This is a genomic window from Lentilactobacillus kosonis (genome assembly GCF_003864335.1).
Taxonomy (GTDB): domain Bacteria; phylum Bacillota; class Bacilli; order Lactobacillales; family Lactobacillaceae; genus Lentilactobacillus; species Lentilactobacillus kosonis.
The window spans coordinates 301,381-323,822 of record NZ_BEXA01000002.1; the positions used below are offsets into that span (position 1 = coordinate 301,381).

Sequence of the window (22,442 nt, forward strand, 5' to 3'; positions counted from 1 at the left end):
ATAAATGTCAAAGCAAAGCCAAAGTTACGATGATTCCTCAATTCAAATTTTAGAGGGACTAGACGCGTTCGCAAGCGTCCGGGAATGTATATTGGATCGACTGATTCAAGAGGATTGCACCATTTGGTTTATGAAATTGTCGATAACGCTGTTGATGAAGTGTTATCTGGTTTTGGTAAAGAAATTAATGTTGTTATTCATAAGGATAACAGCATTACGGTGGTTGATCATGGAAGAGGTATGCCAGTTGGTATGCACAGCTCCGGAAAGCCAACGGTTGAGGTTATCTTTACTCAATTGCATGCTGGTGGAAAGTTTGGTCAAGGTGGCTATAAAACCTCCGGTGGATTGCATGGTGTGGGGGCAAGTGTTGTTAATGCACTCTCATCATACGTTAAAGTAGATATTATTCGTGATGGTTATCGGTACGAAGAAGTTTTTGAAAACGGTGGTCACGTATCGAAACCATTTAAAAAAAATCGGTAAAACCAAGGAAACCTCGGGGACAACGGTAACGTTTAAACCAGATCCAAAAGTTTTTACCAGCACAGTGTACAATTTTGGTACCATTGCAGAACGCATGCGTGAGGCAGCGTTCTTGTTAAAAGGAACCAAAATTACACTAACAGATGAACGGACTGATCCGGAAACTGAAGAAACTTATCATTTTGAAGACGGAATCAAAGAATTCGTTGGCTACCTTAATGAGGATAAGCACACCTTAGGTAATGTCATGTACTTTGATGGTTCTAAACAAGGTGTTGAAGTTGAAGTAGCGGCCCAATATAATGACGGCTACTCTGAGACCCTGTTATCGTTCGTAAACAATGTTAGAACTAAAGACGGTGGTACCCACGAATCAGGTCTTAGAAACGCTTGGACTAAGGCTTTTAATGAGTATGCGCGTAAGGTTAACCTTTTAAAAGAAAAAGATAAAAATCTTGATGGTGCTGATGTACGTGAAGGTTTATCAGCAGTTATCTCATTACGGGTTCCTGAAGAATTGCTTCAATTTGAAGGGCAAACTAAAGAGAAATTAGGAACTCCCGAAGCCAGAGCAATCGTTGATAGCGTCGTTTCCGAACAATTGGGATACTATTTAATGGAAAACGGCGAGTTCGCCCAAACCTTGGTACATAAGGCGCTGCGAGCTCGTCAAGCACGCCAAGCAGCTCGTAAGGCTCGTGATGAGAGTCGAAATGGTAAACACAAGAAAAAACAGGAACGTTTATTATCTGGTAAGTTAACACCTGCTCAATCCAAAGATTACAGTAAGAATGAATTGTTCTTAGTCGAAGGTGATTCTGCTGGTGGATCAGCAAAGCAAGGCCGAAATCGGCGTTATCAAGCAATTTTGCCACTTCGTGGTAAAGTACTTAATACAGAGCGTGCCAAACTAGAAGATATCATGAAGAATGAAGAAATTAACACGATGATTTACACGATTGGTGCGGGAGTTGGTGCCGATTTGAGATTAAAGATGCTAATTATGACAAAATTATTATCATGACTGATGCCGATGATGATGGTGCTCATATTCAGATTCTTTTGTTAACCTTCTTCTACAAGTATATGCGGCCAATGATTGAGAATGGTCATGTATTTATCGCATTACCACCTCTTTATCGACTTCAAAAAGGCAGTGGTAAAAAAATGCGGACGCAGTACGCATGGACTAATGAAGAACTTGATGAACTAGCGAAAGATTTTGGCAAAGGTTATAGTCTTCAACGCTACAAAGGTCTTGGAGAGATGAATGCTGACCAACTTTGGGAAACAACCATGGATCCAGATACCAGAACTTTAATTCGCGTTAGAATTGATGATGCTGCATTAGCAGAACGCAGAGTTACAACACTGATGGGTGATAAAGTTGAGCCTCGCCGTCGTTGGATAGAGAACAATGTTAAATTTACCCTTGAAGAAGATGGAAGTATCTTAGACAATACTTCAGATCAGTAGGAGGCACATTGATTGAGTAAAATTGAAGATATAACGCTTGAAGAGGTCATGGGAGACCGCTTTGCAAGATATTCAAAGTCAATTATTCAAGAACGGGCGCTCCCAGATATTAGAGATGGTTTAAAACCCGTTCAACGAAGAATTTTGTATGCCATGAATAAAGATGGTAATACTTACGACAAGGGATTTAGAAAATCGGCCAAGTCTGTTGGTAATGTAATGGGTAATTTTCACCCCCATGGTGATAGTTCGATTTATGAGGCCATTGTTAGACTTAGTCAGGATTGGAAATTAAGAGAACCGTTAATTGAGATGCATGGTAATAACGGTTCAATGGATGGAGATTCGGCTGCCGCGATGCGGTATACTGAAGCCCGGCTTAGCAAGATTTCTACCGAAATGCTACGCGATATTGATAAAGATACAGTTGATTGGGTATTAAACTTTGATGATACTGAATATGAACCAACCGTATTACCCTCAAGATTTCCTAACTTATTAGTAAATGGTTCTACTGGAATCTCAGCCGGTTACGCAACGGATATTCCACCTCACAACTTAGGCGAAGTGATCGATGCAATTTTGTACTTACAAAAGCATCCTGATGCTAAACTTGATGATTTAATGCAGTTTATTAAAGGTCCTGACTTTCCCACTGGTGGAATCGTTCAGGGGATTGACGGCATAAAAAAGGCTTATGAGACGGGACATGGAAAAATCGTCATTCGTTCAAAAACCACTATCGAAAATCTACGAGGTAATAAGTCACAAATTGTTATTACCGAGGTGCCTTATGAAGTTAATAAAGCTCAATTGGTAAAGCGAATTGACGAAATTAGATTAAACAAAAAGATTGAGGGAATCGCTGAAGTTCGTGATCAAAGTGACCGTGAAGGTCTTTCAATCGTGGTCGAACTTAAGCGTGATGTTGACAGTCAAGGAGTCTTGAACTACTTGTTCAAGAATACTGACTTACAGGTTTCATATACCTTTAATATGGTTGCAATTAACCAGATGCGTCCTGAAAGGCTTTCATTACAAACTATTTTAAAGTCATACTTAGAGTTTCAGCAGGAAATCATTAAAAAAAGAACTCAGTATAATTTAAACAAGGCCGCTAGTCGTCAGCATATTGTTGAAGGATTAATTAAGGCCTTGTCAATTCTTGATAAAGTTATCAAAACCATTCGGGCTAGCAAGAATCGGCGCGATGCACGTGATAATTTAGTTCACGAATACGATTTTTCTGAAACTCAAGCAGACGCAATAGTTGCCTTACAATTGTATCGTTTAACAAATACTGACGTTACCGAACTTGAAAATGAAGCGGATAAACTTTCTAAAGAAATCGATGAATACACTAAGATTTTGAACGATGACAAGGAACTTAACCGTGTTTTGGCCAAGGAGTTAAAGGCAATCGGTAAAGAATATCGAAATGATCGAAAAACTGAAATTCAAGAAAAGGTCGCTAATATTAAGATTAGTACTGATGTTATTGTTCCAGATGAAGATGTTATGGTCTTGGTATCACATGACGGATACATTAAACGGAGTAGTTTGCGCTCATTTACTGCTTCAGCAGATGAGTCTGGATTAAAAGATGATGACTATGCCATTTTTACCAAACAAATTAACGCTCGTGATCATCTGTTTATGTTCACTAACAAGGGCAATTTAATTTATCGCCCAGTATTTGAAATCACTGATGTTAAGTGGAAAGACACGGGTGAGCATATTTCTCAATCGATTGGGTTAGACATTAACGAAGAAATCATTGCCACCTACAGCTTCTCTGACTTGAAGACCGCTGGGTGCTTCTTAATCGCCACCAATGATGGTTATATCAAACGAGTTGAGTTCAGTGACTTAACTCCTGGGAGAACTTATAAAAAACACGCCTATACTTACGTTAAGATGAAGTCTGATGATGCAAGAGTTATAGCAGTTGACTTCATTGATGATCAACAAACTAATCAAGAGCTATTACTTGCTTCTAGACATGGTCTAGCACTTAGATTCTCAATTGATGAAGTAGCAACTTACGGTGCTAGAACTAGCGGAGTAAAGTCAATGGCATTGACTGATGGTGATACAGTGACGAACTTAGCAATCGTCAACGAAAACGATACATTAGGATTTATCACTCAACGAGGTTCATTTAAGAAGATGGCGGTGACTGAAGTTCCGGTAACTTCTAGAGCTCGCAAGGGGATAAACATCCTAAGAACTTTGAAAGCTGAGCCACACGAAATTGTTGACTTTACTGTTCTTGCATCCGCAAGTGACCCATTGGAAGTCATTACTACGAGACGAAAATTTCACGATATTATTCCTAGTGATTACTCATTAGGTGGCCGATACTCTAATGGTTCATTTGTAGTTGATGTCCAAACCGAGGGAACACCGATGGTAATCCGGCAAAAGACCCAGGAAATATCAATCATTTAATGAAAAAAGGTTAAGATTAAGAATAAATATTTGATAATCTATTATTTTGGCATTATAGTAGTTATAACAATTATTTATGATGTTAATTTTATTTCAAGGAGAGTCAACGTGAAAACTACACAAGAAAATATTTTTTCATCAAAAACGCTAACTTACTTTTTACAATTATCAGAAACAATGAATTATACGCAAGCAGCTCAAATCTTGGGAATTACTCAACCTGCGTTAACTCAACAAATTAAAAAACTTGAACGAACTGTTGGAACTAACCTTTTCTATTCTGTTGGTAAGAAACTTAAAATGTCCGATGCAGGTTACATTATGCTAAAGGCTACTCATGAAATTTATGATATCTTAAACCAGGCTACAGATGAGATTCAACAAGCTACTAGTTCTACTAATGGTGAAATTAATTTAGGAATCTTAGCTTCAATTGAAACCAAGGTATTCGAACAATTTGCTTTGGAACTTTATAAAGAAAATCCTGATTTAGTTATTAACTTCCATATGTTAACTAGAAAAGAAATTTGGGAAAGTTTGGAAAACAATAAAATTGATTTAGCAATTATGTATTTGCCTGATGAATCAATTAAAAATTGGAAACCTTATAGCTCTCAAAAGATTATCTCTGATGATCTCTGGTTAATTCATCATAATGAGAAGAATGCTAGCAAAAAGAAGATTAAGCTTAAGGACGCTAATGATCGCGGCTGGGTAGTTTATCCAACTGAATACTATCTAAGCATTGCAATTAAAGAAATATTTAAAAATAATATGGTGGATGCTCCTAAAGTCAAGGCCAGATTTACTATGCCGGAACAAATTTTAACTTTTGCAGTTAACGCTGGTTTAAACACCGCATTACCTAAGTCATACATGTTAAATGTTGATTTAGAAAAGTTAAAAGAGCAGGGTCTTTACACCGCTGAATTAGAACCAAATGTTGATTTCGATCTGGAATTTGTGTATCGTAAAAACAAGAACGAAATTCCTCGAATTGGTCGCTTTTTAGATAAGTTCAATGCTTACCCTGAAGAAAAAGATTACATTTCGAGATTAACTGAAAAAGAATAGGGAGATTTTTATAATGAGTAAAGAATTAATTTTTGGTCATTCATCCTGATACGGATGCAATTGTTGCCGCAAAGGCATATTCATACTTACAAAACAAACTTGGTTATGATACTGAAGCAGTTGCTTTAGGTGAACCAAATCCTGAAACACAATTTGTATTGAACTATTTCGAAGAAACAACTCCACGAGTGATTTCAGAAGCCGCTTCAGAAGTTGACTCCGTTATGCTAGTTGATCATAATGAATTTCAACAAAGTGTTAGTGATATTGAAAAATTGACGGTTACCCATGTAGTTGACCATCATCGAATTGCTAACTTCAACACGACTGCACCTTTGTTCTACCGTGCTGAACCAGTTGGCTGTACCAGTACGATTTTAACTAAGATGTTTGATGAAAATAAAGTTGAAATTCCTGCTCAACTCGCTGGTTTAATGCTCTCAGCAATTATTTCTGATACTTTATTATTAAAATCACCAACAACTACAGATGATGATAAAATTGCTTTGAAGACATTGGCTGAAATTGCTGATATCGATTTTGATAAGTATGGTATTGAAATGCTTAAAGCAGGTACAAATACTGACGCTAAAAGCGACCAAGAATTAATTGGTTCAGACGCTAAGTCATTTGAGTTAGGCGGTAAAAACGTTCGTATCGATCAAATTAACGTTGTCGATTTTGATGATATTCTAAAACGTAAGGCTGATATCTTAAAGGCAATGGCCACTGAAGCAGATAGCGAAAGATATGACTTGTTCTTAGTGTTAGTTACTAACGTGTTAAATAGTGATTCTAAGATGATTGTCTATGGTGGACCTAAAGATGCAGTTGAGTCAGCATTTAACAAGAAGATTACTGATGATATGATTGATCTTCCAGGGGTTGTTTCTCGTAAGAAACAAGTTGTTCCTCAATTAACCGATGTAATGGTTAAGTAATTGTAAAAGAGGCTGCTTTTGCAGCCTCTTTTATTTACTATTTGTGAACTTCAATTATAATGATAATTAGTTGTGTGCAACTTAATTGTCATTTATGGAGGTCAGATAATGGACAAATCAGATTTAAGAGATAAGTTAACTGATGAACAGTATCGAGTAACCCAAGAAGCTGCAACCGAAGCGCCATTTACAGGAGCGTATGATGACTTCTACAAGGATGGTATTTACGTAGATGTAGTTTCAGGTGAGCCACTGTTTTCATCTACTGATAAGTATGATGCTGGTTGTGGATGGCCATCATTTACTAAACCAATTGATAAAGAAATGATCAATAACAATATTGATACTTCTCATGGTATGATTCGAGAAGAAGTTAGAAGTAAGCAGGCCAATTCACATTTAGGCCATGTCTTTCCTGATGGTCCTAAAGATCAGGGCGGTAATCGCTTCTGTATTAATTCAGCAGCGTTAAAATTTGTTCCGGTATCTGAGTTAAAAGATGCTGGCTATGAACAATATTTACAATTATTTAACAAGTAATTAATAATTGAAGGAGTTGGTTGATTTGACAGATACAGCTATTTTTGCCGGCGGGTGTTTTTGGTGCATGGTGAAGCCGTTTGATGAAATGCCAGGGATTGAAAAGGTTGTCTCCGGATATACGGGTGGCCATGTTGCCAATCCCACGTATGCACAAGTAAGCAGCCACACTACTGGTCATACTGAAGCCGTAAAAATTACGTTTGATCCAGAAGTTATTAGCTATGAAGACTTAGTTAAAATTTACTGGCAACAAACCGATCCGACAGATGCCATGGGACAGTTCCAAGACCGTGGTGACAACTATCGGCCAGTAATTTTTGTTAAAGATGATGAACAAAGAAGAATTGCTGAGAAATCTAAACAAGCACTCCAAGATAGTGAAATGTTTGATGATCAAATCGTTACTAAGATTGAAGATGTCCAACCATTCTATGATGCTGAAGAAGAGCATCAGGAATTTTATAAGAAAGATCCGCTCCGGTTCGAACTAGAAGAACGTGGTGGTCGAGAACAATTCAAGCAACGGCATTGGAATAATTAATTAGATTAAATTTAAAGCACTGATTAGGGAAAGTTACTCTAATCAGTGCTTTTTTATTACTCGTTATCTTCATGAAGCTGATCAAGTGCAGCTCTTTGCTTAGTATCGACGATGTGAGTGTATAAACTTGTTGCCTTGGTGGACGATTGCCCTAATTGAGTCGCAACTAGTCGTTCATTGTTAGTCTGTAAGTATAATTTAGAAGCCAAAGTGTGTCTGAGCTTATGGGGTGTTATTCGAACGCTGTTGAATGCTTGAGAGTATTTACCTACAAGCAATTCTACTGTGGCAGTTGAGATTCTTCTTGGCTCCTCAGCCCCTTTTGTTAAAAAGAGGGCAGGGGTAGATAGTGTTGCTTTGTATCTTTGGGTTCTAATTGATAAGTATGGTTCAATATATTTGATTACCCAGCTAGCGATTGGAACCGCGTCCCATTTACCGCCTTTACGGCGAACAGAAATCGTATTTTTAGCAAGGCTTAAGTCTTTATAATTCGCGTTGGTTAGCTCTGATACGCGAATTCCAGTTCCAAGTAATAATGCATTGATGGCAACATCACGTTCTCGGTCGCGTTCGTACATTTTAATAACTCGTTTACCATTAATTTGTTTAGGGTATTCGGTTTGAATGAAATCCAAATAATGGACATCCGTATCTCCAAGCATCAACTTATCTTTAATATTATTGGCTCTAGTTTGATAGGTTTCACTGTCCTGAACTAAACTGATTTTCTTCATTACGTTACGGTAAAAATAAGGCTCACCATCAGCATTTTCAGATTCTTCTGTTAAGTACCTAAACAAAGCCGATAACGCGTTTAAAGAGCGATTTACCGTGCTGTGCGACAATGTGCTTCGTTTATCAACAGAATTTTCCTTAGTTCTGTTCAATAAATGAGACTTATAAAGCTCCATATCTTGTTTTTTAATTGCTCAAGATCGTTTAATGGAATATCGGCGACCTTATTAACAGAGGTGATGCCGGTATTGATCATCCATTCAAAGAACCGGATGAATTCATTCAAATACTGATACAGAGTGGCTGGAGATAATGGAATAGTTGATTTTTCAATGTAATAATCGTTGACGTACGAGGGTAGCTTGGCAATTAATTGTTCATTATGATGAATATAATCATTTTTTTGCATTTTATAAACTCCTTAAAAATTGTGGTTTTTGGTGGGGCCATTTTATTTATAAATTATAACTTGATAAAACTTATATTTTACTAAGTTTTATTGTAGCATGAAATGCGAGCAACGCCAATATTTATATAACATTAGATAGGTTGACAATTTATTCCTTTTAGTTCAGCAAACCGCTTTAATTCAATTTATCTTCATCATTCTTCTAGAAATCATTAGCTTGACTTATTCTAAGTTAATATATATTTATTTAGATTCTCAATCAATTATGTAGTTCAACAGATGTCTTTGATTGAATATATCATTATTTAATTGGTAGATCGTAATTTCTTAGTAATCGATTAAATTTACTAGTGGATATCTTAGTACGATCGAGCAAATTACTAAGGATGACGCTTTAACAACACTTGCCAGGATTACGTAAATTAACTCGATCTGGACGTTATATAAACGGATTCTGACGAACAGTTTATCTTGTGGACCGTGACTTATCCATTTAATAAATTCCCAAATATGTGTAATGGATTAAACCGTTTATTAATGAATATAATTAATAAGAACTGGTCTTTAAATGTTGCAATAAATGTTGGTAATGATCACTACGCATTAAAGATTGAAATATATTTTTCAGGCTAAGATACGCAAGATTCAAACATTGATATTCAATCAAGTTCGCATTGATTATTTTAAACAACCACAAAATTATATTGTTATCGGAATTGGTTAAATTGGTTAATTGTTCAAACAACTAATACATGATGGAAATCCGCCTTGAACCACCGTTGTTTTTTAAATATCTATACTTCGTATAATATATATTATGTAAAGTTAAAAATGTAAAGTAGATTTTTCCAACAATCTTTAATATCCCCTCTATACAAAAAATCCTAAAGATCAAGGAAATTCGATCTTTAGATTTTAGTTTATTAAACTGCCTAAATCATTATCACTGGTCGTCCGGTTGCTTCCCATGCTTCAGAAATATCTGCTAATGCGAACTTATTCACGTTTAGTTGTAAATTACCTGCTGCAGCGTAATCATATAACTTAGGTAATTCTGACTGCAAGTATGTGATAAATTCTTGATTATCAAAACTACCAATTCCTGAACCGACTAACGTTAAATCACGGCTCCTAAATAATTGTGACGTCAAAGTAACTTCGGCTCCAGCCATCTGTCCAATTGTTACGTAAACTAACGGCTTTACCAATTTAATCCGACTAAGTGCATTAAAAATGATTTCTGCTGGATGTCCCCAAAGATAATCGACGATTACACTAATTGGATTATCTTTATAGAGTTCTTTAATCTGCCTTTCGATATCTTTATCAGAGTCAGTTAATAAAACGACATCATCTGCGCCTAATGATTTTAATTCAGCTAGCTTAGATTCGCTTCTTCCAGTTGCAATTACCTTGCTAGCACCGCGATATTTTGCCATCTGAACGGCCATCATACCTGTTGAACCAGTTGCACCATTAACCAACACAACATCGCCTGCCTTAATTTTTCCACGAATTGTTAAAGCAATATCTGAACCCATTAAGACATTGGGCATTGCTGCAGCAAGCGCTGGATCCAACTGATTTGGCACAGGAACTAATTGGTTTTTATTTACCAATGCCTTTTCAGCCATCATGCCAGATAAGCCCATTGCAAATACGAGCTTACCATCGTCAGTTTTGGCAACACCATCCATACCCATAACTGCAGGCAAAGGATCAAAATTAGTGTAATGCTTTCCGGCTGCTTTACCAATATCAAGCCGTTTAATTGATGACGCAACTGGTGTGACAATCATTTGATTTGAATCTTTTACTATCGGATCATCGATATCCTGATAAACTGGAACTTTACCATATTCATTTAAAACTGCTGCTTTCAATTAATTCACCTCATTATTCATAATTAATATCCATGATTAAGTATGAATGTTTTACTATTTAAAATATATTATGTTACTGAAACAACAAGTTTGCAAAACATTTGGCTAACGATCTTCAGCCCATTACAATAATGATTTTTTACCCAATAGTTGTATGCTACAAATATGTAAATTGCATTATACAATATCTTGATTTAGTCACATCAAGCGCGAATCATTTATTTAAAAAATCCCTATAAGATATTTACCATATCCTATAGGGATTTAATCCGTCATGATGTCTTATTTAATAATATTTTCTTTTAATTTTTATAAACTGTGATGATTTAAGGATGGTGTAAATTATAGCAATTTGGATTGGCGTCATGATTATTTGTTTAATTAGTCGGTCAAACAATAAGATTAAAATTTGTGTCGGCGCTTGATAAGTTGACCCCAACGAAATCCAAATCGTATTCAGAATCAAATTAACAAAGATGGCAATTAGTATTTGCGCAATAACCACCCTCGCTAATCTAACTGGCTTATCATACAGTAACCAACCATATATTAAGGCTCCAAAAATTGCAGAAATAGTGAAACCAACGTTATATACTTGACCAGAAATTAATGTGCCAATCACATCAGTCAAACCAGCAATTGTGGCAGACCAAATCGGACCATACAAATAGCTAGCTACCACCACTACAATAAACCCGGACCCAATCTGAATGGACCTGGTACCAAATGTTAATCGATCAGCAATTAATCCCAACGCCATGATAATTCCTAGCATTGTCATATCTAATGTACGAAGTTTTGGAAACCTAAATAGTACTGAAATCATAATAATGCATCTCCTAAACGGAGCTCACCAAAATTTAGAATCCACGGTTCACTAAATTCGAATGGCGAATGCGGATATAGCATCGCAAGTAAAATTACTTTTCGTTCAGAGTTCACATTCCGTTCCTCCGACACTTAACGCACTATATCCTACCCCAAAATTTTAATTCAACGATTAGTATAGCATAACAAACAAAAACAACCACAAATTGATTATGGTTGTTTAAACGTTTAATAATTAAAGCTCATCTTTTTCGAAATCTCTTAGCCAAGCTAGCGCTAGCGCCTTATCACCTAAATGAGTGCCAATTACGGGTCCAAAATAACTCCGCTCAATGGGGATATCCGGATACTGTTCATGAATGGTTTTAGCCCATTCTTCACCCGACTTAGGATCATTAGCATCTAAAATTAACGCTCTCAATGGATAGTTAAGGCTTGCTTGTGCTTCAGCAAATTTTTCTTCAACCCGCTTAAGCGCTTTTTTTCTAGATCTTATTTTTTCAATAGCAATAATTTCGTGACTATTATTATCAAATGTTAACAACGGTTTAATTTTTAGTAAACCACCAATAAACGCAGAAGCATTGGATAATCGACCACCACGAACTAAGTTTTGCAAGTCATCAACAACAAATAATTCGTCATATGTTGACCTTAAATCATTCAAATACGCAATGATTTGTTCAGGAGTACGACCTAGTTTAGCCATCTTACTTGCCTGAATCGCAAGGTAGCCCATTAACTTAACTGTGATTTGAGAATCATAAGGAATGACTTTGATGCTTTCGATGGTTGGAGCGATGGTAACTAATGAACTATACATACCTGAAATCGTACTTGCTAAATGAATACTAATGACCGCGTCGTATCCCTGTTTTGCAAGTGAGTTATAAACATCAATCATTTCGCCAACAGGTGGTTGTGACGTACTTGGGAAAGATTTTGAGGTAGCAAGTTTTTCATAAAACTCTTCATTGGTAATATCTATTCCTTCTTTATACTCTCGACCATCAATAATTAGCGGGATTGGTACAACGGTTATATTATATTTTTCAACTTCCTCTTTAGAGAGGTAAGCTGTACTATCTGTTACAATTGCAGTTTTCATTTTTCACCCATCCAATAATATTTTAGCTTCGGTTAATACTATTATTCAACCGATTAATTAATATCTTTAACAATCTTGTCTCTTCATCAGTCCAACGCTCAAAGATTATTGTCTTTAATTCTTCAAGCTGCTTAGTTAGGTTACGGCTAACGCGTACGCCCTCCTCATTAGCAGAATAAACCAACTGGCGTTTATCCACCCCGATAGCGACCTTATCAACCATTTGCTTATCAAGAAGTCGCTTTAACTGTCTAGATAGCGTGGAAATATCCAAAGTCGTAGCTACAGATAACTTCTCCTGAGTATTATTTCCGGCAATAATTTGTTGGAGTAAACGCCATTCAGCCATTGTCAATTTACCTTGTCTAATAATTCTAACAGATTTTTCAGTATATGCATTAGCAGAATCTATTAATCCTTCGAGAATTTCTTTCATAAGACGCCTCCTAACATCATCAATTATCAAAAACCAGCATTATCGCTTCGCAGTCACTCAAATTTAGGCTATACTAGAGGTTGCAGTTTTTATGCATAGAAAGGAAGTGGAACTATGTCATTTGATGGTTCATTCACACATTCAATGGAAAAAGAACTAACCTCGCTACTAGTAACTGGCCGAGTTAGTAAAATCAACCAACCATATCCCAACGAACTATTATTAACAATCAGAGCTCATAGTAAGAACCACACTGTACTACTATCTGCTAATCCTAGTTATGCTCGGGTCCAAATAACTAAAATACCAGCAGCTAATCCTGCAGTGCCCAATAACTTTACAATGGTCCTTCGCAAACACCTTAGTGGTTCCATCTTAACTAAAGTTAACCAATTAGATAATGACCGGGTGCTACAATTTCACTTTTCTGGTCGTAACGAAATCGGTGATCAAACATCATTAATGCTAGTCGTTGAAATCATGGCCAGACATAGTAACGTTATCTTAGTTGATGAAGCTACTAATAAGGTAATTGACGCTATTAAGCGAGTTGGTTCAGACGTAAATCGTTACCGAACCCTGCTTCCTGGATCAACTTACGTTAACCCACCAAAGCAAGATTTATTGAATCCATTTACAATAACTAACTTTGAAATGATTCAAAAGTTAATTATCCAATACCCCAACGTCGATGTTTTAGCTGAACAATTGCGTAACACCTTACAAGGTCTTGGCACTGATACCTCCCTTGCTTTAGCAACTTGGTTGCATCAAGACGGCGGGTTGGAAGATAATTTCAATAACTTCTTTAAGCAATTTGATGAACCTTCCCCTGTTCTTAGTGAACTTGATAATAACAAAATCAATTTTACCGCATTTCCATATCCCGATACAGTTGAAAATAAAACTTTTCCAACTTTAAGCGAATTATTAGATGCATTTTATGCATCTAAGGCTCAACGCGATCGTGTTCGGGAACAAGGATCGGTATTAATTGCTGTTGTGCGCAAACAACTAAAAAAAGAACCGCAATAAGCTCAAGAATCTTGATAGAGATTTAAAGCAAACCGAACATGCTGATTCATTTAGAATTCAAGGTGAGATTCTCACAACGTACCTGAACAAGATTCAACGTGGTGATAATCAAATTGAATTACCTAATTTTTATGATGAAAACAAGCCCATCAAGATCAGTTTAGATAACAGCATTTCCCCTTCTGAAAATGCCCAAAAATATTTTAAAAAATATCAAAAACTGAAGAACGCCGTGAAATACCTTCATGAACAAATTGAGATTACTCAAGCTGAAGTTAATTACTTTGAAAACATTCAAAGCCAAATTGAGCTTGCTAATCCCGAAGACTTAGTTGATATTCGACTTGAGTTAGAGCAAGAAGGATATCTTAGAAATCATGATCAGCATAAAAAGGCTAAGAAGAATCGTCAAAAGATTAGTAAGCCTGAACATTATACGGCCACTGATGGGACTGAAATTTTGGTCGGTAAAAATAACCTCCAAAATGAAAAGTTAACGATGCATACTGCGGATAAACGTGAAACTTGGTTGCATACCAAGGATATTCCAGGATCTCATGTAATTATTCGGAGCTTTGACCCTAGTGAAGAAACCATTGTTGAAGCCGCTAACCTGGCAGCTTACTTCTCTAAAGCTCAAAATTCAACTAAAGTTCCAGTTGACTACACTAAGGTGAAAAATATTCGAAAGCCGAACGGAACAAAAACCCGGTTATGTAATTTACGATAACCAGACAACCCTCTTGATTGATCCTAATCCAGAATTAGTTGCTAAATTACGCAGATAACAAATAAAAATCGTGATTACGTAAGTAAGATCACGGATTTTTTATTTTTAATCTAATTCATAATTTTCAAAATTTTGATAGCTAATTTTAGCACCCGATTCTTGAGCGATTGTGCCATCTGTCAGATTTGACTGTAATGCTTCAAATGGAAATACTGCATTCAAATAAGCAAATCGTTTATGTGTAAATGAGCGCAATTCCTCTTCGATCAATAATGTATTATCTAATCCAAGATATTTTCTTACCAAAACCGCAATCCAATTAATACCGGTAACCTTGCTTAAAAATGTAGTCTCGGTAATCGTCATTGGCCGGATACCAACAAATTCAAAGTTGTTATCCGTCTTATGATAAAGCACTTGAACTAGTCCTTGCCAATCACTAGGATTCAACTCATTGATAGCCATGTTAACCAACTTCGACGCATCCTGCTTCCAGTTAGTCATGGGAATTTGTAATTGCGTTAAAAAACGCAACTTATTTTTCCCTTGGGGATTGGAAAAACTTACTGTTGTAATCGGAATAACCTGATCACCATCAACAAAAAAATCAACCGCATTAGATACAGCAGTATCATTAAACACTGATGTGTGTTGATCTGGCGGTAAAATAACCACATTCAAATTCTCGAATTTTTTCAATTGATTTGATAAGAAATGTCGATTTCCTGGTAGAAAAATTACATCTGGTCGTTCGAGTTTGACAATGCTTAAAATATTCCCCAGTTGAATTGGCTCAATATACTGTTTGTCGCTAATACTTGGCGCCAATGAAACAGCGTTAGGATTTGTATTCATAATTATTGTTTTGTATCCCGTTTTTCTGAGTTGAAGCAATATTTGCGCAGTGTAATAATCAGCCCCCGTATTGGGTCCGAGCTGATTTCCGCCACGGCCTATCACTAAAGCAATCTTACCATCTTCAAACGGCTTACTCTCGTTTTCATTCTCATAACTTGAATAAAAAACGTTAGTGTTGTCGACTAATTCGCCACCAGTAGGTTCAATCCCCTTAAAGGTGATCTTATGATTAACATTATCATTCATTCGAATAATGGTTGAAATACTTACCTGCCAAAGTTCAGCTAACATACCATCACCAAACCCATAGCGGTGCCCCACTTCGATTGAATGTTCTGACAATGGATGATTAATTACATAGTCTTGAGCTTTTAGTAATTGATTTAGTTTATAAAAGTAAAATTTATCAATCTTAGTCAGTTCAGACAATTCATCGATTGAGAATCCTCGCCTTAAGGCCTCCATTAAAATTAGCATGCGGCTAGCCAATGGATGAATTAATTGATTAATCAATTCGTCATCGTTAACCTTAGAGACACTTGGTAAAATATCTCTAGGTGATAGCTGTGAACTGTGCAGTGCTTTAATAATGGCTTCCTCAACAGTTCGGCCAACTCCGATTGTTGACCCAACGGATTTCATAATTGTATTTAAATGCTGGTCGACATCCTCGATGTCTTCAAATGGCCAAATTGGAACTCTAACCACGATATGGTCCGTTGTTGGTTCCATGATTCCCATAAACTTATTATATCGGCTAGGCAGCTTAATCTCCGTTAATGAATAGCCCAATTCAAGAAATGTCGCAACATATGAAAGTGGGTAGCCAGTCACTTTAGCAGCTAGTGCCGTGTTACGAGTATAGTACGGACTAACCTTAGTAACAAAATGACTATTTTCCATTCGATGTTGAGCGAATTGGACGTGACACGTCCCAGTGATTCCAAGTGCATCCATAATTCTAAAAGTGGCTGTTCTTAATCGTTGGTATTCTTCATTAAGTAACGTTTGAGTTGGAGCAAAAATAATTGAGTCACCTGAGTGAATTCCAATAGGATCCATGTCTTCTAAACCAGAAACTAAAATTTTGTTTCCCTGAGCGTCTCGAATCCCAACCATTTCTATTTCCTTGTAGCCAACAATACTTTGCTCAATGGAACAGCGTTTAATGTAAGTCCGTTTAAAACTAACATCTAAGGCCTCTTCAAGTTCTTCAGTATTATTGCAAATAAATCTACTAGTATCATGATTAGGTGAAATTGGTTTAACAATTACCGGAAAATCAACTTTACGAACAAAATCAAGGGCCTCATCTTCATTAGCAACGATTACTGATTCAATTGTTCGCTCGTTAATGTCCGACAGCGTACGTTTCAATTCAATGTTTTCAACAACCTTTGACAAGTTAGCATCTCTAACTCCTACCAATGAAACATTATTCTCTTCTAAAACTCCACTCTCAGATAACTGCCAAGCAATTTGCATTGCCTTAAGGCCACCATTGGTTGGCATAATGGCATCCGGTTGTTCTCGCTCAATAATGTTAACCACATTAGTAAAGTTAACTTCCAATACAAAAACATCAGCTGCTTGGATTTCTTCAGCCATGACTGAAAATGGATTGTTATCAATTAGTAAAATTTTAGCCCCAGTTTTTCGCAATGCCGTCAATCGTTCCAAACCAGATGCATCAAATTCATTTTCGATGCCAACATTTGTTGGTCCACTTCCGATAATCAAAACTTTTTTAATATCTAGAGGCATTGTTTTCCCTTCTTCTGGCCATAATTTCTATAAAGTCATCGAATAAGTCCACACTATCCTTGGGTCCTGGCGCTCCATCAGGTGAAAATTGAACTGAAAACGCCGGATAATCTCGATGTCTTAACCCTTGCACCGTGCCATTGATTAAGTCGATATGAGTAATATAAAGATTATCATGATCAATCGATTGTGAATCGACAACGTACCCTTGTTCTTGACCTGAATAAAAAATCTCATTAGTTATAATTTCCCGAATTGGGTGATTACTCCCATGATGTTCGATTGGCAATTTTTCAACAGTAGCCCCATTGGCCATTGCAAACAATTCATGACCCAAACCGATTGCAAACATTGGCACCGTTTCTTGAACCTCTCTGATCATGTCCAAGACCCCATCAGCTAAACTAGCAGGATTTCCAGGGCCAGTTGATAGTACAACCCCATCAGGATCTAAGTCCAGTATTCGTTCACTTGAGAAATCAGCTGGGACTACTGTAATATTACAGTTTCGCTTTGATAACTCGCGAAGAATTCCACTTTTTAAGCCAAAGTCCACAACGATTACATTATCTCCATCACCTGGGTTGGCATATGGTCTAGCAGTGGCAACTTGAGAAACCTGTTGATTAGTCAACACTGTTGCATGCAGTTGATCAAACGCGTGTGCGTCATCAACATCAACAATGCTGGCTTTCATATTTCCAAATCGATGAAGATGATGAACCAACTCTCTGGTATCAATATCGTAAAGGCCAGGAATTTTATGAAGTTTCAAATAACGATCTAGCGAAATGCGTTTAAATTGATCAGTGGTTAAATTTTCATATTCTCGAACAATTACACCCTTAGCCGTTGGTAAAACTGACTCATAAGCATTTTGAGCGAGTCCAGTATTCCCAATTGATGGCTGGGTAAATACAATGATTTGGTTATGATAAATTTGATTAGAAATTATTTCTTGGTAGCCATTCATCGTGGAATTAACGACAATTTCACCAGTTGTTGTTGAAGCTGCCCCAAAAGCTCTACCACGGTATGACGTGCCATCTTCAAGAATCAAATATCTATCTGCCATACCACACCTCGTTTATAAATAAATTATTTAGTAAGTTCAACCGCGTCGCGATCATCAATCTCTTCAACTGAAACCCGAATCTTTTCTTTTTGAGAACTAGGAATATTTTTGCCCACAAAATCGGCTCGAATTGGTAACTCACGATGACCACGATCAACTAAAACTGCTAAATTGATTGATTTTGGTCGACCTAGGTCCATGACAGCACTAAGAGCTGCTCGGACGGTGCGGCCAGTGTATAATACATCGTCAACAAGAATTACTCGTTTGTTTTCTACTGAAAAGTCAACTCCATTGTTCGCAATTCGTACATCAGTACTCATTGAATCATGTTCAATATCATCTCTATAATTAGTAATATCCAATTCACCAACTGGAATAGTAACATTTTCTAATTGTTGTAAGCGATTGGCAATTCTAGTCGCCAAAAAGATTCCTCTAGTTTTAATACCAATTAAAACTAGGTCATCAACACCCTTATTACGTTCGACAATTTCGTACGTAATTCTTGTTAATGCTCTTTGCATTGCCATTTTATCTAATATAATTTTCCCCATCGTGTTTGCTCCTTAAAAAGTAAATTCTAGTTCAGAATATTTATATTAAAAATTTCTATTGCAGCGGAATTTCTGTTGGTTTTTAATTTCTTGAGCTTATCTTCAAAAAAATCTGGCAATGGTGCTGAGAAAATCATTAGTTTACCAGTTTGGGGATGCTCAAATCCTAATTCTTGGGCGTGTAAAAATTGCCCATGATCACCATAAACTTTTTTAGGTCCATATAATGGATCCCCAAGTAGTGGATGACCGATATACTTCAAGTGTACCCTAATTTGGTGAGTTCGTCCCGTCTCTAATCGACACTCAATCAGAGTATATTTTTCGAATCTTTTAATTACTGTAAAGTGCGTAACTGCAGGGCGACCATCATCAACAATTGCCTGCTTCTTACGATCAGTTTTAGATCTACCAATTGGGGCATTAATTACACCATGATCTTCCTTGATCGTCCCATAAACTAATGCCACATATTTTCTTAGATTCTTCTGTTGCTTAAGTTGCTTAGATAGCTCCGCATGTGCATGGTCATTTTTAGCGACCATTAGTAATCCTGAAGTATCTTTATCAATCCTATGAACGATTCCCGGTCGAAATTCGCCATTAATCGTCGACAGCGGGCTGTGAGCTAACAATCCGTTCACTAAGGTATGGGTTGCATGACCAGCCGAAGGATGAACCACCATTCCAGAAGGCTTATTCACTACAATAACGTCATTATCCTCATATACAATATCTAAATTCATCTTTTCAGGCACTAAATCGATTTCTTGTGGCTCTTCATTAACAATGGTAATCACGTCACCAGTGGCCACCTTATATTTTGGCTTAACCACTAAATCATTCACAGAAACGTTTCCTTCATCACTTAGCTTTTTTGGCTCTGGACCTAGATATTTTTGGTTCTAATTCGGCAATCACTTTGTCAATTCGACCAGTCTGATCGGTTACATCTAATTTTATCATTTAGTTAATCCCTTATAATTTTGAATGCTAAGATTATAATTCCAATCGTTAAAAACATATCCGCACAATTAAAGATTGGAAAATTAATAAAGTCTAATTGGAACATATCGACGACATATCCTTGGATAATACGATCAATCAAATTACCTAATGTACCAGCTAATAATAGCGTCAAACTAATTTGATACACCACGTGTCCGTTAAATTTAAACAAGTAGTAAATGATGAAAGCAGCAGCAATTAGCGCTATTACGACAAATAACCATCGTTGTCCCGTCAGCATGCTCCAAGCTGCTCCATCATTATTCAATCGGGTAATTGAAATAACACCATTAATTACAGAATTAACTTGCCCTAGCTGCAAACTACTAACAACCCAAAATTTAACCAATTGATCAATTCCAATCAACCCCACACTAATTATTATATAAATAAATGGCATAATATTCCTTTCTAAAATAGACCGGTAATTTTACCATCAGAATCGATATCCATATTTAAAGCTGCTGGATGAGATGGTAATCCAGGCATTGTTAGAATTTTACCAGTTAATGCGACAATAAAACCTGCTCCTGAACGAATTGATAATTCAGAAACGTGAATTGTAAAGTCGGTTGGTGCGCCTAATTTTTAGGATCATCTGTAAATGAGTACTGAGTTTTAGCCATACATACAGGTAATTTATCATAACCAAGTTTTTTAATTCTCTTTAACTGAGTTTGAGCCTTTCCTGATAATTCGACCCTAGCACCACCATAAATTTTCTTAACAACCTTATTTATCTTAATTTCAAGTTCATCATCAGCATTATAGACTGAAGTGAAATCACTAGGTTGTTCAATTGCCTCAAGAACCCCATTAGCTAACTCAATGGCCCCTTTACCACCTTGAGTAAAGTTTTCTGAAACATATGTTTGAATTCCAAGATTATCACCAATTAACTTAGATAATAATTCAATTTCGGCATCAGTATCTGTTCCAAACTTATTAATTGTGACCACTACTGGCACCCCGAATTGACGCATTGACTGAACATGCCGATATAAATTAACAGCACCCTTTTCTAGCGCTTGTAAGTCCTCATTAGCTAACTCAGATTTATTCATACCACCATTTAGTTTCAAAGCTCTAATTGTTGCCACAACGACCACACAATCTGGGGTCTTACCTAATTTAGGTGTAACAATATCCATAAATTTTTCGGCACCTAAATCCGAACCAAAACCGGCCTCAGTTAAGGCAATATCTCCATAATGCATTGCCGCTTTAGTTGCTAAAATACTATTACATCCATGCGCGATGTTAGCAAATGGCCCCCCATGAATAAAGGCTGGGGTATGTTCAATTGTCTGCACTAGGTTTGGCTTAATCGCATCTTTTAACAACAATGTTAGTGCACCTTGGACCTTTAAATCACGAACATAAACTGGTTCACGATCATATGTATAACCAATTAAAATGTTGGCGATTCGTTCTTTTAAATCGTTTAGATCAGTAGCCAAACATAAAATGGCCATCAACTCACTCGCAACCGTAATATCAAAACCATCTTGGCGAGGAACTCCAGAGGTACGACCACCCAAGCCAACAACAGTTTGCCTTAGTTCCCGGTCATTAACATCTAATACCCGTTTCCATTCAATTTGACGAGGATCAATATTCAGTTCATTCCCATGGTGAATATGATTATCAATCAAAGCAGCTAATGTATTATGGGCTTCTGTTAAGGCGTGGAAATCACCAGTAAAATGGAGATTAATATCTTCCATTGGAATAACTTGCGAATAACCCCCGCCTGTAGCGCCGCCTTTCATGCCCATAACTGGTCCGATGGAAGGCTCTCTCAAGGCTAATACAGCATTTTTACCTAACTCGGTCAATGCATCACCTAATCCAACAGTTAGTGTGGTCTTACCTTCCCCAGCAGCAGTCGGGTTAATTGACGTTACAAGCACTAGCTTACCCAAATTATCATCCACGTTATTTAAAGATACTTTTGCTTTATAGTGACCATACGGTTCTAAATCCTGGTCATCGATATCAATTTTGGCGGCAATTTCACTAATTGGTAATAATTCTGCATTTTGGGAAATCTCTACATCTGTTTTCAAATTAATTCCTCCTATTTATCTTTGCGAGCATTGGCAATCAAACCACTAATTTCAATTACTGAGTTTGGTGGCAGGATAAAGCTATAAATTTTGCCATGGGCTACAAACCCCAACTGATACTTATTAGTCTGGACGTTGGTAATCTCACTTAAATCAGTTATTAACCACTGTGGATTAATAATTCTGCCAACTTTTAACGTTCCTGATTCAATGGTAATTTTCCGAAAATGAATTTCCGACCAACAAATAAATGCGAATATGGCAAAACACAGCAACGTAATCCACTGAAAATGCGTAATTTCTAACCAGATAATTACCCCAATAAAAAACACCACTAAAGTCCAACTCCAACAAATAATGCTACTTAATGGATTGGGTTGATATAAAAATCGTCTTTTTTGCGTTATCATATTTTTAAACTCCTTAGAAAGT

General features: G+C 36.7%; 15 protein-coding genes, 5 pseudogenes and 1 riboswitch. Of the genes and pseudogenes, 7 read left to right on the top strand and 13 right to left on the bottom strand.

The window, feature by feature from the left end:
* Positions 1-4 precede the first annotated feature (4 nt).
* From parE to msrA, 6 genes and pseudogenes are all read left to right on the top strand, one after another.
* Positions 5-1,962: pseudogene (gene parE / locus NBRC111893_RS04480) on the top strand (DNA topoisomerase IV subunit B).
* A gap of 12 nt (positions 1,963-1,974) precedes the next feature.
* On the top strand, positions 1,975-4,413 hold the full coding sequence (gene parC / locus NBRC111893_RS04485) for a DNA topoisomerase IV subunit A (RefSeq protein WP_125008151.1): 2,439 nt from the start codon (positions 1,975-1,977) through the stop codon (positions 4,411-4,413).
* 108 nt (positions 4,414-4,521) lie between these two features.
* Entirely contained in the window at positions 4,522-5,487 is a 966-nt protein-coding gene (locus tag NBRC111893_RS04490) for a LysR family transcriptional regulator (RefSeq protein WP_125008152.1), read from the top strand.
* A gap of 13 nt (positions 5,488-5,500) precedes the next feature.
* A pseudogene (locus NBRC111893_RS04495) lies at positions 5,501-6,428 on the top strand (manganese-dependent inorganic pyrophosphatase).
* A 108-nt stretch (positions 6,429-6,536) separates the two neighbouring features.
* Positions 6,537-6,968 carry a peptide-methionine (R)-S-oxide reductase MsrB gene (gene msrB, locus NBRC111893_RS04500; RefSeq protein ID WP_125008153.1) on the top strand — a complete coding sequence of 144 codons (432 nt, stop codon included), beginning with the start codon at positions 6,537-6,539 and terminating at the stop codon, positions 6,966-6,968.
* A gap of 25 nt (positions 6,969-6,993) precedes the next feature.
* On the top strand, positions 6,994-7,512 hold the full coding sequence (gene msrA, locus NBRC111893_RS04505) for a peptide-methionine (S)-S-oxide reductase MsrA (protein ID WP_125008154.1): 519 nt from the start codon (positions 6,994-6,996) through the stop codon (positions 7,510-7,512).
* Positions 7,513-7,568: 56 nt separating this feature from the next.
* On the opposite strand, the gene xerS is transcribed toward msrA, so the two are convergent.
* From xerS to NBRC111893_RS04530, 6 genes are all read right to left on the bottom strand, one after another.
* Positions 7,569-8,402 carry a tyrosine recombinase XerS gene (gene xerS / locus NBRC111893_RS04510; protein ID WP_369689702.1) on the bottom strand — a complete coding sequence of 278 codons (834 nt, stop codon included), beginning with the start codon at positions 8,400-8,402 and terminating at the stop codon, positions 7,569-7,571.
* The gene (locus NBRC111893_RS12100; RefSeq protein WP_369689703.1) at positions 8,399-8,659 is read right to left on the bottom strand and encodes a site-specific integrase; all 261 of its coding nucleotides are present in this window, start codon (positions 8,657-8,659) and stop codon (positions 8,399-8,401) included. Before NBRC111893_RS12100 ends, xerS begins: the two co-directional genes overlap by 4 nt.
* A gap of 932 nt (positions 8,660-9,591) precedes the next feature.
* Complete coding sequence (locus NBRC111893_RS04515) at positions 9,592-10,542, bottom strand: quinone oxidoreductase family protein (RefSeq protein WP_225417576.1); 951 nt, start codon at positions 10,540-10,542, stop codon at positions 9,592-9,594.
* Between the two features lie 286 nt (positions 10,543-10,828).
* Positions 10,829-11,368 (bottom strand): folate family ECF transporter S component, encoded by a 540-nt coding sequence (locus NBRC111893_RS04520; RefSeq protein ID WP_125008155.1) that lies wholly within the window; start codon positions 11,366-11,368, stop codon positions 10,829-10,831.
* 60 nt (positions 11,369-11,428) lie between these two features.
* A riboswitch (THF riboswitch) is annotated at positions 11,429-11,527 on the bottom strand.
* A 78-nt stretch (positions 11,528-11,605) separates the two neighbouring features.
* Entirely contained in the window at positions 11,606-12,478 is an 873-nt protein-coding gene (locus tag NBRC111893_RS04525; protein ID WP_125008156.1) for a DegV family protein, read from the bottom strand.
* 22 nt (positions 12,479-12,500) lie between these two features.
* A complete protein-coding gene (locus tag NBRC111893_RS04530; RefSeq protein WP_125008157.1) occupies positions 12,501-12,914 on the bottom strand; it encodes a MarR family winged helix-turn-helix transcriptional regulator in 414 nt (137 codons plus the stop codon).
* Between the two features lie 114 nt (positions 12,915-13,028).
* Here NBRC111893_RS04530 and NBRC111893_RS04535 point away from each other — a divergent pair.
* Positions 13,029-14,737: pseudogene (locus NBRC111893_RS04535) on the top strand (NFACT RNA binding domain-containing protein).
* 47 nt (positions 14,738-14,784) lie between these two features.
* Here NBRC111893_RS04535 and NBRC111893_RS04540 read toward each other — a convergent pair.
* The 7 genes and pseudogenes from NBRC111893_RS04540 to NBRC111893_RS04570 all read right to left on the bottom strand — a co-directional run bounded on the left by NBRC111893_RS04540 (position 14,785) and on the right by NBRC111893_RS04570 (position 22,420).
* The gene (locus tag NBRC111893_RS04540; RefSeq protein WP_125008158.1) at positions 14,785-17,301 is read right to left on the bottom strand and encodes a carbamoyl phosphate synthase preATP-grasp domain-containing protein; all 2,517 of its coding nucleotides are present in this window, start codon (positions 17,299-17,301) and stop codon (positions 14,785-14,787) included.
* Positions 17,285-18,376 carry a carbamoyl phosphate synthase small subunit gene (locus NBRC111893_RS04545; RefSeq protein WP_125008159.1) on the bottom strand — a complete coding sequence of 364 codons (1,092 nt, stop codon included), beginning with the start codon at positions 18,374-18,376 and terminating at the stop codon, positions 17,285-17,287. The genes NBRC111893_RS04540 and NBRC111893_RS04545 overlap by 17 nt, the downstream gene beginning before the upstream one ends.
* A gap of 23 nt (positions 18,377-18,399) precedes the next feature.
* Positions 18,400-18,933 (bottom strand): bifunctional pyr operon transcriptional regulator/uracil phosphoribosyltransferase PyrR, encoded by a 534-nt coding sequence (gene pyrR, locus NBRC111893_RS04550; RefSeq protein ID WP_125008160.1) that lies wholly within the window; start codon positions 18,931-18,933, stop codon positions 18,400-18,402.
* Positions 18,934-18,959: 26 nt separating this feature from the next.
* Positions 18,960-19,899 (bottom strand): annotated as a pseudogene (locus tag NBRC111893_RS04555) (RluA family pseudouridine synthase).
* Positions 19,900-19,903: 4 nt separating this feature from the next.
* Positions 19,904-20,341, bottom strand: a complete 438-nt coding sequence (gene lspA / locus NBRC111893_RS04560) for a signal peptidase II (RefSeq protein WP_125008161.1) — start codon at positions 20,339-20,341, stop codon at positions 19,904-19,906.
* Between the two features lie 11 nt (positions 20,342-20,352).
* Positions 20,353-22,010, bottom strand: a pseudogene (locus tag NBRC111893_RS04565) (formate--tetrahydrofolate ligase).
* An 11-nt stretch (positions 22,011-22,021) separates the two neighbouring features.
* Complete coding sequence (locus NBRC111893_RS04570; RefSeq protein ID WP_125008162.1) at positions 22,022-22,420, bottom strand: EbsA family protein; 399 nt, start codon at positions 22,418-22,420, stop codon at positions 22,022-22,024.
* Positions 22,421-22,442: the final 22 nt, after the last annotated feature.

What these genes read in the sequence shown, in the direction of transcription:
- NBRC111893_RS04520 (WP_125008155.1), bottom strand. Translation starts at nt 11,368, where the DNA reads ATGATTTCAGTACTATTTAGGTTTCCAAAACTTCGTACATTAGATATG.
- NBRC111893_RS04540 (WP_125008158.1), bottom strand. Translation starts at nt 17,301, where the DNA reads ATGCCTCTAGATATTAAAAAAGTTTTGATTATCGGAAGTGGACCAACA.
- NBRC111893_RS04545 (WP_125008159.1), bottom strand. Translation starts at nt 18,376, where the DNA reads ATGGCAGATAGATATTTGATTCTTGAAGATGGCACGTCATACCGTGGT.
- msrB (WP_125008153.1), top strand. Translation starts at nt 6,537, where the DNA reads ATGGACAAATCAGATTTAAGAGATAAGTTAACTGATGAACAGTATCGA.
- lspA (WP_125008161.1), bottom strand. Translation starts at nt 20,341, where the DNA reads ATGCCATTTATTTATATAATAATTAGTGTGGGGTTGATTGGAATTGAT.
- pyrR (WP_125008160.1), bottom strand. Translation starts at nt 18,933, where the DNA reads ATGGGGAAAATTATATTAGATAAAATGGCAATGCAAAGAGCATTAACA.
- NBRC111893_RS04525 (WP_125008156.1), bottom strand. Translation starts at nt 12,478, where the DNA reads ATGAAAACTGCAATTGTAACAGATAGTACAGCTTACCTCTCTAAAGAG.
- NBRC111893_RS04530 (WP_125008157.1), bottom strand. Translation starts at nt 12,914, where the DNA reads ATGAAAGAAATTCTCGAAGGATTAATAGATTCTGCTAATGCATATACT.
- NBRC111893_RS12100 (WP_369689703.1), bottom strand. Translation starts at nt 8,659, where the DNA reads ATGCAAAAAAATGATTATATTCATCATAATGAACAATTAATTGCCAAG.
- NBRC111893_RS04570 (WP_125008162.1), bottom strand. Translation starts at nt 22,420, where the DNA reads ATGATAACGCAAAAAAGACGATTTTTATATCAACCCAATCCATTAAGT.